The sequence below is a fragment of the Nocardioides zeae genome, from assembly GCF_010686755.1.
Lineage (GTDB): Bacteria > Actinomycetota > Actinomycetes > Propionibacteriales > Nocardioidaceae > Nocardioides > Nocardioides zeae.
This window is the reverse complement of sequence record NZ_JAAGXA010000011.1, coordinates 144,653-161,162: the sequence shown is the minus strand read 5'-3', so window position 1 is coordinate 161,162 and position 16,510 is coordinate 144,653. Positions and strand designations below refer to the sequence as shown.

The 16,510-nt window shown below is 70.7% G+C and carries 15 protein-coding genes; 5 read left to right on the top strand and 10 right to left on the bottom strand.

Features of this window, described 5'->3' with window-relative positions; all coding sequences use genetic code 11:
- Positions 1-23 precede the first annotated feature (23 nt).
- Both G3T38_RS15905 and G3T38_RS15900 read right to left on the bottom strand, forming a co-directional pair.
- Positions 24-1,124 carry an alpha/beta fold hydrolase gene (locus G3T38_RS15905; RefSeq protein ID WP_163773297.1) on the bottom strand — a complete coding sequence of 367 codons (1,101 nt, stop codon included), beginning with the start codon at positions 1,122-1,124 and terminating at the stop codon, positions 24-26.
- 100 nt (positions 1,125-1,224) lie between these two features.
- On the bottom strand, positions 1,225-2,064 hold the full coding sequence (locus tag G3T38_RS15900; RefSeq protein ID WP_163773296.1) for a mycofactocin-coupled SDR family oxidoreductase: 840 nt from the start codon (positions 2,062-2,064) through the stop codon (positions 1,225-1,227).
- A gap of 290 nt (positions 2,065-2,354) precedes the next feature.
- On the opposite strand from G3T38_RS15900, the gene G3T38_RS15895 reads away from it, so the two are divergent.
- Both G3T38_RS15895 and G3T38_RS15890 read left to right on the top strand, forming a co-directional pair.
- Positions 2,355-3,959, top strand: coding sequence for an AMP-binding protein (locus tag G3T38_RS15895; protein ID WP_163773295.1), 1,605 nt, complete (start codon positions 2,355-2,357; stop codon positions 3,957-3,959).
- Between the two features lie 102 nt (positions 3,960-4,061).
- Complete coding sequence (locus G3T38_RS15890) at positions 4,062-5,063, top strand: LLM class F420-dependent oxidoreductase (RefSeq protein ID WP_163773294.1); 1,002 nt, start codon at positions 4,062-4,064, stop codon at positions 5,061-5,063.
- Between the two features lie 65 nt (positions 5,064-5,128).
- Here the strand turns inward: G3T38_RS15890 and G3T38_RS15885 are convergent, their stop codons facing one another.
- From G3T38_RS15885 to G3T38_RS15850, 8 genes are all read right to left on the bottom strand, one after another.
- Positions 5,129-6,229: an acyl-CoA dehydrogenase family protein gene (locus tag G3T38_RS15885; protein WP_163773293.1), complete on the bottom strand. Its 1,101-nt coding sequence runs from the start codon at positions 6,227-6,229 to the stop codon at positions 5,129-5,131.
- A 6-nt stretch (positions 6,230-6,235) separates the two neighbouring features.
- Positions 6,236-6,964, bottom strand: a complete 729-nt coding sequence (locus G3T38_RS15880) for a FadR/GntR family transcriptional regulator (protein WP_163773292.1) — start codon at positions 6,962-6,964, stop codon at positions 6,236-6,238.
- A gap of 136 nt (positions 6,965-7,100) precedes the next feature.
- Entirely contained in the window at positions 7,101-7,940 is an 840-nt protein-coding gene (locus tag G3T38_RS15875; RefSeq protein WP_163773291.1) for an amidohydrolase family protein, read from the bottom strand.
- 30 nt (positions 7,941-7,970) lie between these two features.
- Positions 7,971-9,107, bottom strand: coding sequence for an acyl-CoA dehydrogenase family protein (locus G3T38_RS15870; RefSeq protein WP_163773290.1), 1,137 nt, complete (start codon positions 9,105-9,107; stop codon positions 7,971-7,973).
- A gap of 7 nt (positions 9,108-9,114) precedes the next feature.
- Positions 9,115-9,843 carry an SDR family oxidoreductase gene (locus G3T38_RS15865; RefSeq protein ID WP_206675899.1) on the bottom strand — a complete coding sequence of 243 codons (729 nt, stop codon included), beginning with the start codon at positions 9,841-9,843 and terminating at the stop codon, positions 9,115-9,117.
- A 13-nt stretch (positions 9,844-9,856) separates the two neighbouring features.
- On the bottom strand, positions 9,857-11,017 hold the full coding sequence (locus G3T38_RS15860) for a thiolase C-terminal domain-containing protein (protein WP_163773289.1): 1,161 nt from the start codon (positions 11,015-11,017) through the stop codon (positions 9,857-9,859).
- Positions 11,014-12,216: an OB-fold domain-containing protein gene (locus G3T38_RS15855; RefSeq protein ID WP_163773288.1), complete on the bottom strand. Its 1,203-nt coding sequence runs from the start codon at positions 12,214-12,216 to the stop codon at positions 11,014-11,016. The genes G3T38_RS15860 and G3T38_RS15855 overlap by 4 nt, the downstream gene beginning before the upstream one ends.
- A complete protein-coding gene (locus tag G3T38_RS15850) occupies positions 12,213-13,343 on the bottom strand; it encodes an acyl-CoA dehydrogenase family protein (RefSeq protein ID WP_163773287.1) in 1,131 nt (376 codons plus the stop codon). Before G3T38_RS15850 ends, G3T38_RS15855 begins: the two co-directional genes overlap by 4 nt.
- A 130-nt stretch (positions 13,344-13,473) precedes the next feature.
- Between G3T38_RS15850 and G3T38_RS15845 the strand changes: the two genes are divergently transcribed.
- From G3T38_RS15845 to G3T38_RS15835, 3 genes are read left to right on the top strand one after another with little or no spacing between them, the layout of a single operon-like run.
- Entirely contained in the window at positions 13,474-14,571 is a 1,098-nt protein-coding gene (locus G3T38_RS15845; protein ID WP_338037699.1) for an alcohol dehydrogenase catalytic domain-containing protein, read from the top strand.
- Entirely contained in the window at positions 14,568-15,728 is a 1,161-nt protein-coding gene (locus G3T38_RS15840; protein ID WP_163773285.1) for an acetyl-CoA hydrolase/transferase C-terminal domain-containing protein, read from the top strand. The genes G3T38_RS15845 and G3T38_RS15840 overlap by 4 nt, the downstream gene beginning before the upstream one ends.
- A 14-nt stretch (positions 15,729-15,742) precedes the next feature.
- Positions 15,743-16,501 carry an SDR family NAD(P)-dependent oxidoreductase gene (locus G3T38_RS15835; RefSeq protein WP_163773284.1) on the top strand — a complete coding sequence of 253 codons (759 nt, stop codon included), beginning with the start codon at positions 15,743-15,745 and terminating at the stop codon, positions 16,499-16,501.
- The last annotated feature ends 9 nt before the right edge of the window (positions 16,502-16,510 follow it).

Below are 16,510 nucleotides of genomic sequence, written 5' to 3'. Positions count from 1 at the left end.
GCGGCCCCGGGGCGGGACCGGCGTCAGTCGTCGGCCGCCTCCAGCTGGGCGACGACGGCCGGCCACGTGTGGTGGCGTGCGGCGCTCCCCGCGACCAGGCCCAGGTGGCTGAAGCCGGACACCTCGACGTACCGCATCGTCGCCGCCGACGGGAACGAGCGCGTGCCCGCCTCGACGGCCGCGGCCGACGCGACGGCATCGGTGGTGGAGCCGACGAGCGTCACGGGCGCGACGATCCGGTCGAGCTCGACGACGACGCCGCGGCCGAGGTGCACCGTGCCGGTCGCGAGCTCCCGCCGCACGATGAGCCGGGTGTGCATCTGGTGGTAGAGCCGCCCGGGGTAGCCGGGCATGGCCGCCATGAACTGGTCGATGGCCTCGCTGCGAGCGAGGGTCTCCGTGTCGGCGAGGTTCGTCAGCAGGAACCAGGGCTTCTTCAGCTCGCGGGTCGGCGCGAGCCCGCGGTAGACGAGCTGCACCAGGGGCGCGGGCACACCGCCCAGCAGCGCGGTCGGGGCGGTCATGACGCGCGAGCCGAGACGCTCGTCCAGCCACCGGAGCGGACGGGCCGACGCGTTGAGCCCGTAGTCGATCGGCGTGCCCAGCGCCGTGATCGACGCGATCGGCAGCTCGGGCTGCGCCGCCCCGGCCAGCAGCGAGATGGTGCCGCCGAGCGACCAACCCACGAGGTGCACCGGCGCACCGCCGTGGAGCGCCGACACGCGCCGTACGGCGTCGGGGACGATGCGGCACGCGAAGTCCTCGAAGCCGAGCTGGCGGTCGGCGAAGGTGATGTCGCCGTAGTCGACGACGTACGTCGGCCGCGCGGCCCGGTCCCGCTGCCCGTCCCCCTCCGCCAGGTGCGCCGCCAGGCTCTGCCCCGGTCGGAGGTCCCAGCACGTCGCAGGCACGGCCAACGGGGGCACGAGGAGCACGGGGCGACCGGTCGTCGGGGTCGACGAGGCGAACCGGCGCAGCTGCGCGTGGGGCGCGTCGTGCACGACCTCGCTGGGATGGGGCCGAGGCTGCTCGACACCGGGCCCGAGCCACGACACGGCCCAGGCGTTGCGGGCCGCGGAGCGTACGACGCGGGAGCGGGCGAGGAGGGCGTGACCGTCGAGCATGTCAAGGATTATGACTCACCGGTAACAAGCGGGCGACGCTCGACGTCGCGCATCCCAGGATCTGGGCCCGGCGCGCACTGCACCGGGCCCAGCGAGGACGTCACGGCGTGGCGGTGCCCCCGTCGATGGACATGGCGACTCCCGTGACGTAGCGCCCCGCGGGGGACACCAGGTAGGCGATCGCCTCCGACACGTCCTCCGGGTCCACGTAGGGGTTGCGCATCGGCGACATCGTCGCGGCGCGGTCCAGGAACGTCTTCTGGTCGGGGTTCTCGGCGTCCGGGACGTAGAGGCGGCGGATGCCTTCGTTGTCGAACATCGGCGTGTTGCAGTTCCCGGGCATCACGGCGTTGACGCGGATCTGGTAGCGCCCCACCTCCTTGGCCAGCGTGCGCATGAGACCGAGCACGGCGTGCTTCGAGGCCACGTAGCCCGACAGGTTGGGGATGCCGGTGACCGACGCCGCCGACCCCGTCATGACGATCGCCCCGCCCTCGCCGCGCTCGATCATGTGGGGCACCGCAGCCTTGACGGTGTGCCAGACGCCGGTGACGTTGACATCGATGACGTTGCGGAAACCTTCTTCGTCGAGCCGCCACGTCCGCTGGTAGTCGTGCATGATGCCGGCGTTCGCGAGCACGATGTCCACCTTGCCGAAACGGTCCAGACCTGCCTGGAACGCAGCGTCGACCTCGCCCTGGTCGCGCACGTCGGCGCGCACAGCGATCATCTCGCCGCCCACGTCCTTGACGAGACGCTCGGTCTCCTCGAAGTCCTCGCCGGTGGTCATGTCGAACGGAACCGTGTCGATCTGCTGACACAGATCGAACCCGATGATCTTGACCCCCGCCCGGGCGAGTCGGACCGCGTGGGATCGTCCCTGACCCCGTGCTGCACCCGAGATGAAGGCCACCTGACCTGCGAGTTCCTGCGTTGACATCGAACACCTCTCGTCGGACCAGCTGCTGTGGTCTCTGCCGGATCAGCGCCACCGCCAGTTCTGGGGTAGCGCTCGAAATCATGATTACAGTAACGTTTGATTGTTGTGCATGTCACCACCCGGCTGCGACTTCGCCGGCCCGGTCTCCCACGTCTCGACGAGCCTGCGGCAACGCGGCCTCGCCCGGGAGACCCAGTGCCGATCCTCGGAACAGGCACTCGACGCGGGTCGTGACGCCCTGTGCACACTCATGACCGATCCCGCCGACCACACATCCAGGAGCAGAACCCATGCGTGCAGCCCCGGTCGTCGCCCAGGACTTCTTGGAGAGGTCGGCAGCCGCCGGTCTCGCCGAACCTCTGACCCTCTGGGACCTCGCCACCGCCGCCCCGCCCGAGCGGGTGGCGGTCGTGTGCCCGAGAAACGGCGAGGTGACCTACGAGACCCTCGTGAAGGAGGCCGGGGCCCTCGCAGCTGCGTGGCAGGCCAAGGGCCTCGCGGCCGCCGACGCCGTGATCGTGCAGCTCCCCAACTGCTACGAGTTCGTGCTGACGCACCTGGCGCTCACACGCCTCGGCGCCATCACGCTCGCCGTACCCGCGAACTACCGCAACGCCGAGCTGCAGAACATCGCCACCACGAGCCGGGCCGCCGCCATCGTGTGCAGCCCCAGCCACCCGTCCTGCCCGGACGCGGACGTCTTCGAGGCGGTGCAGGCAGCCGTCGACACCCTGGTCCACGTGTGGCCGATCGAGTCCGGCGAGTTCCGCACGGCATCGGACCACCACTCCGCAGAGACCCTCGGCGCATTGCCGGATCCTGACGACGTCACCATCTTCATGGCGACCTCCGGCACGACCGGCACCCCCAAGCTCGTGGTGCACACGCACCGCAACACCGTCGGAGGCACGCTCCAGGCGATCGCGAAGGAGATGGACCTCGACGGCACCGACGTGCTCTTCGCCCCCTCTCCACTCGCGCACGCATCCGGGCTGCAGTACGGCGTGCGGCTCGCCATCGCGCTCGGCACGACGCTCCTGCTCCTGGACAAGTGGGACCCGCAGCGAGCCGCAGACCTGATCGAGCGCTACCGCGCAACCTGGGCGCTCGGCGCGACACCGTTCCTCTACGACCTCAGCAAGCTGCCGGAGGAGGAGCGTCAACGGCTGAGCACCCTTCGGGCCTTCGCCTGCGGAGGAGCCCCCATCCCGCCCAGCATCGCCAGCGCCGCCCGTGACGCGCTCCCCGGCCTCGCGATCTGCCCGGTGTGGGGCATGAGCGAGACGGGCATGGTGACCCTCGTGCGCCCCGGCGACCCGGCATCGAAGGTCGTGAGCTCGGACGGTCGCGCCCTCCCCGGCTGGGAGGTGCGCATCCGCACTCTCGACGGGGAGAACGCCGAGCCGGGAGTCGTCGGCGAGATCCAGGTGCGGGGCGCCGCGCTCTTCCGTGGCTACTTCGAGCGTCCTGACCTCACCGCCGCGGCCGTGCCCGACGGATGGCTGTGCACCGGCGACCTGGGCTATCTCGACGAGGACGGCTTCCTCCGGTGCGAGGGCCGCGTGAAGGACCTCATCATCCGTGGAGGGGTCAACATCTCCGCCGGCGAGGTCGAGGACGAGGTGCGCAGCCACCCGTCCGTGGAGGACGTTGCGGTCATCGGAGTTCCGGACCCGAGGCTGGGTGAGCGCGTGGGCGCAGTCGTCGTGCCCTCCGGCAGCCCGGCCGACGTACCGAGCGTCGAGGAGCTCGATGCCTACCTCACCGAACGCGGGCTGGCGCGCAACAAGCACCCCGAGCACATCACGGTCGTGGACAGCCTGCCGCGGACCCCCGCGGGCAAGGTCCAGAAGTTCGTCCTGCGACAGAACCTCGCTCCGGCGCCCACCGCTTGAGTCGTCTCCCCGGCGGGCTCCGCCACGACACCGGAGCCCGCCCCGGCGCACCCTGAGTGGATGGTGCGCATCCGATCCCCACGAACCACGAGCGGAGCTGCCGTGTCCCTGTCCAACGCTTCCATGCTGCTGTCCAACCTGAACGACGCCGATGAGCTGCTGGGACTCGCCGACGTCGCGGTCGACTGCGGTTTCGAACGGGTCTGGCTCGCAGAGACGGGTGGTCTCGACGTGGATGCCCTCGGCGCGGTCATCGCACGAACGACACCGCTCGAGGTGGGCACGTCGATCATCCCCGTCTACAGTCGCACCCCGGCCCTCCTGTCGATGATGGCGTCGACGATCAGCCATCTCGGCGGTGGACGGCCCGTCCACCTCGGGATCGGAGCGGGAGGCCAGGTCATCGTGGAGCGGTGGCACGGCGTCCCCTTCTCCAAGCCGGCGACGGTCACCCGCGAGACCATCCAGGTGTTGAGGCAGGCTCTTGCCGGCGGTCGCACCGATGTGGACGGGAAGACGCGACGCTCGCACGGATTCCAGCTCACGACCGGCCCCGCGCCGGAGGTGCGCGTCTACATCGGCGGCATGGGACCGGTCATGGTCGACCTGGCCGCCGAGGTGGCTGATGGGCTGATCGTGACGTGGCTCTCCCCCCGCGTGCTCACCGGTTTCCGCGCCCAGTTCTCGTCGGCAGTCGCGGCGCACGGGCGCGACGAGCGCGACGTCAAGCTCGTCGCACGCGTCTACGCCTCCGTGTCCGACACCCCGGAGGTGGCACGCGAAGAGGTGCGCAAGGAGCTCGTCGAGTACGTCGTCTCCCCCGGGTACGGGCGCTACTTCGCCTCGGTCGGCTTCGAGAAGGAGGTCGAGGAGGTCAACGCCGCCTTCGAGGCTCGACAGCGCGAGGCGGCGGTAGCGGCGGTGAGCGACGCCTTGCTGGACGAGGTGCTCGTCGTCGGGCGCGACGCCGCTGAGGTCCGCGACGCGCTGCGGGCCTATGCCGAGGCGGGCGCAGACGACGTCATGGTGCAACCGGTCCCGACGTATCGAGGCGGCAACCCCGAGGCCACCATCCGCGCTGTGGCCGAGGCGATGCGCAACTGAACTGACCACCGACGACGACGCCCCGCTTTCGACCTCCCAGGTCGAAAGCGGGGCGTCGTCGTCGGTCAGGCGAGCGCTGCGGCTTGGTCGTACATCGTCTCCAACCGGGTGGCGTCGGTCCCGAGCAGGCAGCGGTTCGTCTCCGACCAGCTCACGAACCAGTGGCAGGCACTCTCCCAGGTGAAACCCATGCCGCCGTGCAGCTGGACGGCAGCCGCCGAGGCGTCGCGCAGAGCGTCCGACGCCGTGTGGAGCGCGAGCGGCGCCGACACCGCGGCAGCGACGTCGTCGGCCGCGACGTGGCAGGCCGCGAGGTAGACCGCGGAGGTCGCGAGCTCGACCTGCTTCAGCACGTCGGCCAGTCGGTGGCGCACGGCTTGGAAGGCGCCGATCGGCCGTCCGAACTGCTGCCGGGTCGTGGCGTGGCCGACGGTCAACGCGAGCGCTCCGCGAGCGGCGCCCACCGACTCGGCAGCGAGGGCTGTCGATGCGCGCAGACCTGCGCGTCGCAGTCGGTCCTCAGCAGAGCGGACGAGAAGCATGGCGCTGCAGGAATCGAGAACCACGGCGCAGAGCGAGCGCGAGCTGTCCAACGACGGCTCCACCACGATCTGCGCCGCGGCCTGCTCGACCGCGAACACGGCGACGTCTCCGCCCTCCGTGCGAGCGGCGACGACGAGGACCTCGGCGATGTCGGCACCGAGGACGCCCGTGGCCGCACCGGACAGGCGCCACGTTCCGTCGACGAGTCGAGCCGAGGTCGTCACGGCCGCCGCGTCCCACGCCTGTGGCGACGCGGTCACGACTGCCGCCATGGGCGATCCGGACACCAACCGTCGCACCATCCGGCCCGACGGCTCGTCGTCGCCGAGGAGGAGCCCGGCCGCCAGTCCGGAGGTGCTCATGAGCGGACCCGGGTAGAGCTCGGAGCCGGCCACCTCCATCGTGACGGCGAGCTCGACCGTGCTGAGCCCCGTCCCACCGAGCTCCTCGGGGAGATCGACGGCAGCGAGACCCATGTCGACCATGTCCCGCCACACCTGCGGGTCCTGCGGGTCCCCTGCATCCGTGAGGGCTCGGGTCGTCGCGAGCGGAGCACGCTCGCGCACGAGCTCCAGCGCCGCATGACGGAGGTCGTCCTGGTCGGTGGTGAGGGCGAATCGCATGTGGTCTCAGTGCACCCATCTCATGTCGCGCGAGCTCAGCTCGGGATACTTGCGTTTCCAGAAGTCGCCGGCCTCGCCGACGTGATCGCGCATGGCGACCTCCGCCGCCAGCGGGTCGCGGCTGCGCAGTGCCTCGACGATCTTCTCGTGGGCCGCGGCGACGGCGACCCGCCGCCGCGGCGTGTACTCCACGCCGACGACAGCGCCGTCGGCGATGGACTTGAGGGTCTCGTTGAAGACCCAGAGCACGCTACTGCCCGTGGCCTCGGCGATGATCGAGTGGAACCGGGCGTTCTCCGCCAGGAACACCTCGTGCTCGTCGCTGCGGTCGCGCATCTCCACGACGCTCGCCTGCAGCTCGTCGAGCTGTTCGTCCGTGAGCCGGTCCGCCGCGAGGCGCGCGATCATCGGCTCCAGCGTCGCACGCGCCTCGAACACGTCGGTGAGGGAGGCGCCGGTGAACTGCAGGATGAGCGTCAGGCTCTCCCGCAGGTCGTCGGGCCGCGGCCGCCTGACCACGGGACCGCCGCCGGGTCCCGGACGGATGGTGATGACCCCGCGGGTCTCGAGGAGGCGCAACGCCTCGCGCAGCGTCGTGCGGCCCACGTCGAAGACCTCCACCAGCTGCTTCTCGTTCGGCAGCTTGGTCCCCTCGACCAGGTCGTTCTCCACGATGTGGTTGACCAGCTCGCGCGCCACGCGCTCCGAGGTCTTCGGGGCTCGGGTGGTGCGCATGGACCCTGGACTCAGACCGGGTCCCGGTCGAGCGATGCTTGCCATGATGGCCTCTCGTGGACGACGCGCGGCCGACTCGTGTCGGCCTTGTCTCGACATATGGTAGTCACCGATGGCCCGAGGGTCGACGACGACCTCAGTCGAGGGCGAACACGCGGCGCGCGGCCCCACTCACGACGAGGTCCCGGGCGTCGTCGCGCAGCGGTAGATCCGCGATCGCAGCAAGAGCATCGCGATAGTCCATCACCGGGTAGTCGGACCCGAAGAGCACCTTGCCCTTGCCGCGGGAGTTGGCGAAGCGCACCAGGCTGGGGTCCCAGTACTTGGGGTGGTGGGCCGAGGTACCGATGTAGACGTTGCGGTGCTTCCACGCGAGAGCGACCAGCTCCTCGACCCACGGCCAACCCGTGTGGGCACCGACGATGGTCAGCTCGGGGAAGTCCAGGGCGATGTCGTCGATGTGGATCGGCCGCCCCATCTCCGACGGCATGCGCTCAGCGGAGTGACCCACCTGCATCACAACAGGAACGCCGAGCTCGGCGCACTTGGCGTAGAAGGGGTAGAGCCGGCGGTGGTTGACGGGGATCCCGAAGCCGTAGGCGTGCAGGTGCGCTCCGACGAAGTGGCCCGTCTCGACAGCCTCCTGCAGACGCCGGACTCCCGTCATGCCGGACCGCGGGTCGATGCCGACCAGACCCTTGACACGTCCCGGCAGCGCCTCGGCGACCTCGATGACCTGCTCCTCGGAGATGTCCCAGATGAGCTGCGCCGTCTCGTAGGACGCCATCTTCGCCGACGGGATCAGCACGACGTCCACGTCGGCCTCGTCGAGGTGGGTCTCGAACTCGGGCACGCTCATGCCCGTGAACGACAGCCCCCACCACTTGACGACGTCCGCCACCTCACGCGGGTCCTCGAACGTCTGCTTGATCCCCTCGGGGGTGAACAGGTTGCACCAGTAGTCGACGGCTCCCACAGCCGCTCCTCCTTCGTTCGTCAGCCGGTCTCAGCGCGGCAGCGCGAGGACCCGGTCGGCCAGGATGTTGCGTTGGATCTCCGACGTTCCACCGGCGATGGTGGCGCCGTGGCTCGCGAGGAACAGGTGCCGCCAGCGCTCCGCACCGGGTCCGAGGACGAAGTCCGCGCCCAGCGTGTCCGCGGCAAGGCGCGCCACCTGCTGCTGGGCTTCGGACGAGACCAGCTTCAACACGGACATGCGCGGGTCGGTCGCTGTGTCACCCCGGTCGGACAGCAGCCGGAACCACGTCCACCGCAGCAGCTGCACCTGGCCCCACTGGCGGGCCCAGGCGGCTCGGAACACCGCGTCCGCCGTACCTCGCTGCTCGGCCAGCTGCCGGATCTCGGCGAGGGCGGCACCGAGCCCGATGGCCACGGCTCCGAGCATCCGGCGCTCGCGTCCGAGCACGGACAGCGCGACCTGCCACCCACCGCCGACCTCGCCCAGCACGTCGTCCGCGTGGACCTCGACGTCGTCGAGGAACACCTCGTTGAACTTGGACTCCCCGTCCATCTGCCGGATGGGGGCCACCGTGATGCCCGCACGGTCCATCGGTACCGCAAAGCAGGTGATGCCGCGGTGGCGGGAGTCCCGGTCGGTGCGGGCCAGGAGGAGTCCGTGGTCCGAGTAGTGCGCACCGCTCGTCCACACCTTCTGCCCGGTCACCCGCCACCCACCGTCGGAGGGCAGCGCTCGGGTCGTCAGTGCTGCCAGGTCCGAGCCCGCGCCAGGTTCGGAGAACAGCTGGCACCACAGCTCGTCGCCACGCCGGATCGGCTCGAGGAAGCGCTTCTGCTGCTCGGGCGTCCCGAAGGCGATGATGATCGGACCAGCAAGCTCCATGCTGACGAAGCTGAGCTGCCGCGGCAGTCTGGCGCGGGCCATCGCCTCGGCGTAGATCGCCTGCTCCGAGGGCGAGGCGCCCGCTCCGTGGGGCGTCGGCCAGGACAGAGCCGCCCAGCCGCCGTCGACGAGGAGCCGCTGCCAGCGTCGTCCCGCCGCTATGTCGTCCGCGGTCGGCGTCGAGCCGTAGTCGCGCAGGCCCTCCGGCACGGTCACCGAGGCCAACCAGGCCTCCAGGCGGTCCCGGAACGCCTGCTCCTCGGGCGTCAGTTCCAGATCCATCAGCCGCTCAGCTCGCCATGTAGAGGCCGCCGTCGACGCACAGCACCTGCCCGGTGACGTACGACGAAACGGGGTCCCCCAGGTAGGTGAACGCACTGGTCACCTCGTCCGGCTCACCGAAGCGGCGGAGCGGGATCTGGTCGAGGAACTTCGCGCTCAGCTTCTCATCGGTGCGGAGCTTCGCGGTCATCGGCGTCGCCGCCACCGGGGCCACGGCGTTGACACGGATCTGGTAGCGGGCGAGCTCCTTGGCCGCCGACTTCGTCATCGCGACGACGGCGCCCTTGGCTGCGGCGTAGTTGATCTGGCCGATCGTGCCCTGCAAACCCGCCGACGACGTGACGTTGACGATCGAACCCCCACTGCCAGCCCCGATCATGGACTGGGCGGCAGCCCGGATCCCGAGGAAGGTGCCGCGCGTGTGGACCCGGAGCACCAGGTCGAAGTCGTCCACCGCCATCTTGTGGAGCATGGCGGCCCGGCTGATCCCGGCGTTGTTCACCCACACCGCAGGCGGCCCGAGCTCACCGGTGGCCCGTTCCAACAGCTCGGCGACCGACGCCTCGTCGGCGACGTCCCCGGAGATCGCGAGCGCGGTGCCGCCGTTCTCCTCGATGGAGGCCGCGACGCCCTCGGCACTCTCCGCCGACAGGTCCGCGACGACGACCGCGTCACCTCGCGCCGCGAACGCCTCGGCGACCATCCGGCCCAGGCCCTGCCCTGCACCGGTGACCACCACACAACGTCGATCAACCACGGGGAGCCTCCAGGATCGTCACGGCCGAGACCGCCGTAGGACCGCCGATGTTGTGCGCGAGTCCCCATCGGGGCGAGTCCAGCTGGTTGCAGGCCTCGCCGCGGAGCTGCTCGAAGAGCTCGACGCACTGCGCGACACCCGTCGCGCCCGGCGGGTGCCCCTTGGCCTTGAGACCGCCGGACGGATTGACGGGCAGACTGCCGCCGATCTTGGTCGCGCCGGACTCGATCAGCTTCTTGGCATCGCCGCGTTCACAGAAGCCGAGATCCTCGTAGTCCATCAGCTCGACCCCGGAGAAGCAGTCGTGCACCTCGGCGACATCGATGTCGGACGGTCCGATCCCGGCCATGCTGTAGGCAGCCTTCGCCGCCTTCGTGGTGGCGGGGAAGGTGGTCATGTCTGCCTTGTGCGCGTGCATGACACGGTCCAGGCCGAGCCCCACACCCCGGACCCACACGGGGTGGTCGGTGTAGCGGTCGGCCACCTCCGCGCTCGCGAGCAGGAGGGCGGCCGCACCGTCGCTCTGGGGGGTGCAGTCGAGCACACCGAAGGGGCCCACCACCCGGGGCGCGGCGAGCACCTGCTCGACCGTGACCTCCATGCGCAGGTGAGCGATCGGGTTGGTCACCGCATTGTGATGGTTCTTGACCGCCACCATCGCGAGATGCTCGGGCCGCACGTCGTACTCGTGCATGTAGCGCGCCACGTGGAGCGCGAAGTTCGCCGGAGCGATCAGACCCAGCGGGTAGTCCCACCCGCGGTCGCGTGCCAGGCCCATCCAGTCCCAGAAGGTCGACACCGACGGAGTCTCACGGGTCTTGTCCGCCCCGATCACCAGCGCCACGTCGATCGCACCGCTCGCGATCGCGAGGGTGGCGTTGCGCACGGCATCGTTGCCGGTCGCGCACTGGTTCTCGATCCGCGTGACCGGGATGTCCAACAGGCCGCACGAATCGGCGAGGACCCCGGCCGGGTGTCCGTCGGAGGTCTGGAGCTGGCCGAACCATGCAGCCTGGATCTCCGAGCGCTCCATGCCCTTGTCCACCGAGGCGAGCGCATTCGCCAGCGTGACCGGCAGCAGCTCCTTCATCCCCTGGTCGAAGCGTTCGCCGAACGGCACCATGCCGGCGCCGACGACAGCGACATCCCTCATGCTGACTTCCTCTCCTCGACTGCGTCGACGTCGCTGCGGAACGCGTAGCCGTAGTCCGGCACGCCCTCGCGGACAGCGACCCGGCGCAGCACCAGCTGACCCCGCTCCCCGATCCGCGCCTCACGGGCACCGACATCAGCCACCTGCGCGAGCACGCGCACCGTCGTGTCGTCGACCGAGACGATCGCCAGCCCGTAGGGTCCGGCGATGCCCGGGATGGGCACGTGCACCTTGACGTACGTGTACACCTCGCCGGTGCGGGCCAGCGGCGTCGGTGTCGTCCGCTCCGTCTCGCCGCACTCCAGGCAGAGCTGTCGGGGCGGGAAGCTCGTCGCGCCGCACTCGCAGGTGGCGGCGATCAGGCCGATCTTGGCCTCGAAAGCCCGCGCGTAGGCCGGCATGGAGAACGGGATCTCCACCGGCTGCGTGATGCTCGGCCTCTCCGCCACGGGTACACCGGGCCGCTCGTCTCGCAGGACCTCCACGGAGGTTGTGCTGACGTCCGCCGCGCGACCGCTCGCCGCGTCGAGCGCGACCAGACGAGCGGCGCCCTCCGCGGCGTCACCCGACCCGAGAGCCGCGAGTGCGAAGAACACGCCGGCCGGTCCTCGTGTCGGGACGGGCAGTGGCGCGGCACCGAGCCGTTTGGCCTCGGACGGAGAGGCACCGACGACGTACGTCGTGCCCTCGCCCCGCAGACGCTCGACGAGCGGCGCGGTGGCCAGCTCCCGCTCGACGCGACCGTCGCCGTACACAGCCGCCAGCTGCGCACCGGCGTGGCGCACCCGCATCGGCAGCGAGCCGTGGACGCTGCCCGCCTCCGAGAGGAGGATGCCGCCCCCGTCGGCCATCAGCGCCGCACCTGCGGCCGCCGAGCCGGGCGCGAGGTCGACGCCCACCACGAGCGTCCCAGCAGCGGCTTCGAGCAGCACGCCCAGCGCAGCGTCCGCGCCCCCGATGCGCAGCTCCACCGGGGCGGCGTCGCCGAGCCCGAGGGCACGCGCGACGACGCCGGTGCCGAACCCCTCGAGGACGTCGGGTGCGGACGTCAGCAGCACGACGCGCGCAACGGGGTGCTGCTCGGCCAAGGGCCGCGCCGCGGCGACGGCGAGCGTCAGGACGTCCTCGTCGGGTCCGGCGACACGCTGGCCGCGCGACTCCCAGACCGGGCGGTACAACGACAGGGCCGCAACGCTCACGAGCGACCGCCCTTGGACGTGAGGCCCGTGAGCTCGCGGGCGATCACCTTGCGGTGGATCTCGTTGGTCCCCTCGACGATCTGGAAGACCTTCGAGTCGCGGTAGGCGCGGGCGACCGGGAACTCGTCCGACACCCCGTACGCCCCGTGGATCTGCACGGCCTCCGTGGCCGCACGCTGGAAGACGTCGGAGGCGTACATCTTCGCCATGCTCGTCTCCACGCGGCCGCGCTCCCCCGCGTCGAGGGTGCGTGCGCAGTGCTCATTGAGGAGCCGCGCCGCCTGGATCTCGGTCGCCATGTCCGAGATCTTCTTCTGGATCTGCTGGTAGGTGCCGATCGGGGCCCCGCCCACGACCCGCTCACGGGCGTAGCGCAGGCTCGCGTCGAGACACATCTGCGCGGCGCCGACCGCACGGGAGGCGACGGCAAGACGTCCCTTCTCGACGGCGGTCATCGCCACCTCGAAGCCCTTGCCCTCCTCGCCCAGCAGGGCATCGGCGCCCACACGAACGTTGTCGAGGACGAGCTCGCCGGTGCTGATCGGACGGAACCCCAGCTTGTTCTTGAAGGGGTGGACCGACAGTCCGGGCGTGTCACGCGGGATGATGAAGGCCGAGACTCCGGCGTGGCGCTGCGATCGGTCGCGCGTTGCGAAGGTGACGAAGAAGGAGGCGACGTCGAGGTTCGAGATCCAGGTCTTCGCCCCGTTGATGACGAACTCGTCACCGTCGCGCACATAGGTGGTCTCCATGCCCGCGACATCGCTGCCCGACTGCGGCTCGGTGACGCCCGCTCCGCCGAAGATCTCACCCCGCGCGAGCGGAGCGAGCCACTGCTTGCGCTGCTCGTCCGTGCCGTACTTCAGCAGGCCCGCGCCCACGAGGGCCGACGGCATGCTCATGACCACGCCGAGGCAGTGGTCCACGCGCGAGATCTCCTCGATGCACGCACTGAAGGTCACATGGTCGAGACCACTGCCACCCCACTCCTCGGGAACCATGCCACCGAAGAGGTCCAGGCGGGCCATGCCGTCGAGGATGTCGCGCGGCATCCGCTCCTCGTTGTCGTAGTCACGGACACGAGGTGCGACCTCACGCTCCGCGAAGCTCCGAACCAGCTGCCGCATCGCGTCAACGTCGGAATCCGTCACACCGCACCACCTTCCAGGCGAAACATGCACATGGTAAACACAGGGGACCGCGCCGTCGCCGAGCCTTGCCCGGCCGGTCGGTTCATGACTACGATACATACTTATTATGATCATGGATAGAGGTCGCGGCCCACGGATGGCCAGTCGCTACGTCGAGGTGGCCCCCGGCGAGCTGTCGGTGCGGACCGAGGAGTTCTCGCATCGGCCCCTGGCCGCCGGCGAGGCCCGGGTGCAGGTGCTGGCCTGCGGAATCTGTGGCACCGATCTCCATCTCTGGCACGGCATGCCGCTGCCTCCCGGCTCGTCCTATCCCGTGCGCCCCGGTCACGAGGTGTGCGGCCGTGTCGTCGAAATGGCCACAGCGCCGTCCAGCAGCACCGGCCCAGCAGGTCACGAACCAGCCGTCGGAGACATGGTCGTGCTCCACCCGGTGGCCCCGTGCGGCGCGTGCGACTCCTGCGCGCTCGGGCTCGACCAGCTGTGTCCCCGCGGCCGCGTCCTCGGTATCCACGAGCCCGGCGGCCTGTCGGACGAGGTCGTGTGGCCGGCCGACCGGATGGTGCCGGTGACCGGGATCGAGCCGACCCAGGCCGCAGTCCTGGCTGACGCGGTGGCCACGGCGTACCGTGCGGTGAAGGTCGCGGGTCTGGCCGGCAACCCACACGTCTGCGTCATCGGCGCGGGGGGCGTGGGGACTCACGTGCTCGAGCTCGTGCGCGCGCTGCATCCAGGCGCGCGGCTCGTGGGCGTGACCGGCACCGAGCGGAGCGCCGCGCGCCTGCGGGAGGCGGGATACGAGGCGGAGGTCAACGGCCCCGACCTCGTGTCGCGGTTGCGACGGGAGTACGGCAGCTTCGACCACGTGTTCGAGTTCTCGGGTTCGGCGGACGCGCCTGCACAGGCCGTGCGCCTGCTCCGCGCGGGAGGTGGCCTGGTGTTCGGCTCCGTGCTGGAGGGCCACCTGGACCTGGGACCGGCACAGGCGGTCCAGACCCGCGAGCTGAGCGTCAAGGGCGTGTTCAGCGCGAGCATCGAAGATCTCCGCGAGGTGGTGGCCCTGGCCACGAACGGAGTGATCGACCTCGGAGGCTCCGTCTCCCACACCGCGGACCTGAGCGATGCAGCCGCGGCCTTCGCCACCTTGGACGCCCGCCCGGCCGGCTTGGTGCGCATGGTGCTCACGACCTCGGGCGGTGACGCATGACCGGATCGCCCGAGGAGGTGCTCGCCGCCGTTGTCCGGCCGGGGATGCGCGTCGTCGTCGGGGACGGCGCCGGCGCTCCGACCCATCTCCTCGGACCGCTGACGAGGGTCGCACGGGACGTCGGCAACATCTCGCTCCTGCTGGGATGGTGCCTCGACCTCCCGGACGACTTCGATCCGAGTGCCTTCGCGGATGTCCGGACCGTCATGAGCGGCTTCGCTCTGCGGGGAATGGTCGCCGACGGGTCCGTGCGCTACGTGCCCGAGCGATGGACGGCGGTCCCTGCCCTTCTCCACGGTCCCCTCCGACCCGACGTGGCGATCCTGGCCCTCCGCCCCGTCGTCGGCGGCTGGAGCTGGGGAAGCGAGGTCTCCTGGATGCGCTCGCTCCTGGACCTGCCGGACATCGTCGTGCTGGTGGACGAGAACGAGGGACTCCCCCGCGCTTCACTGGCCGAATCCGTGCCCCGGGAGCGCGGCACCGTCATCGCGCGTTCCGCACGTCCGCCGATCGACAACCCCCGCCGCCCCCCTGAGGACCTGCACCTGCGGATCGCGGCTCACGTGGCGCCGTACGTGCCCGTGGGCGCCCGCCTGCAGTACGGTCCCGGTCCCATCGCGGACGCACTCGCCGCGCTGATCGAGGTGCCGGTCTCCGTGCGATCGGGGATGCTCACGGACGCCGTGCTCACCCTCGAGCAACGTGGCCTGCTGCTGGGCGACCCGTTCGGCGCCTACCTGTGGGGCACCGAGGCGCTCTACGACTGGGCGGACGGGCGTGACGTGGTGGGACGGGTCGAGCGGACCCACGTGACTGCGCTCGACGACCCGGCGCCCGTCGTCACGCTCAACGCCGCGCTCGAGGTCGACCACACCGGCGGGGTCAACGTCGAGGCCCTCGGACCACGCGCGGTCTCCGGTCTCGGCGGTCACCCCGACTTCGCCCTCACCGGCCACCTCTCGCGCCGCGGCGTGAGCATCATCGCCACATCCACCCGCCGAGGCAGCACCTCGACGCTCGTCGAACGCCTCTCGGCCCCTGCGTCGACGGCGCGCAGCGATGTCGACATCGTCGTCACCGAGCTCGGTGCCGCCGACCTGCGCGGCCGCAGCGACGGCGAGCGCCGCGAGGCACTCCTCGCCATCTGGACCCCCTGAACCAGGAGAACAACGTGCAGCTGGAGAACACCACAGCGATCGTCACCGGCGGCGCCTCGGGGCTGGGGGCCGCGACCGCCACCGCCCTGCAGGGTGCCGGCGCGGAGGTCCACGTCTTCGACCTCCCCTCGAGCGCCCCCGACCCCCTCCCCGAGGACGGGATCGTCCGTCATGACGTCGATGTCACCGATCCTCGCGCGGTGGAGCGGGCGGTCGCGGAGGTGGCCGGCGGCGATCTCCCACTCCGCACGACCGTCAACTGCGCAGGCATCGGCCCGTCGGCGCGCCTCGTCGGCAAGTCAGGACCGCACGACCCCGCGTTGCTGGCCAAGATCGTCGCGGTCAACCTGCTGGGCACCTTCCACGTGCTCACCTACGCAGCAGCCGCGATGGCGCAGACCGACCCCGACATGGGCGGACAGCGGGGCGTGGTGATCAACACGGCCTCGGCAGCCGCGTTCGACGGTCAAGTCGGACAGGCCGCCTACGCGGCCAGCAAGGGTGCCGTGGCCGCGCTCACGCTTCCTGCCGCCCGTGACCTGGCGCAGCACGGTGTCCGCGTCATGACGATCGCCCCGGGCATCCTGCTCACACCGATGCTCCTCACGGTGTCGGAGGAGTTCCGTGGTCGGCTTGCTGCGGGCGTGCCCTTCCCCGCACGTCTGGGCGAGGCCGCGGAGTTCGCGGATCTCGTCCTCGCCATCGTGGCCAACGACTACCTCAACGGAGACGTCATCCGTCTGGACGGGGCGCTCAGGATGGCACCGCGCTGACCGGGCTCC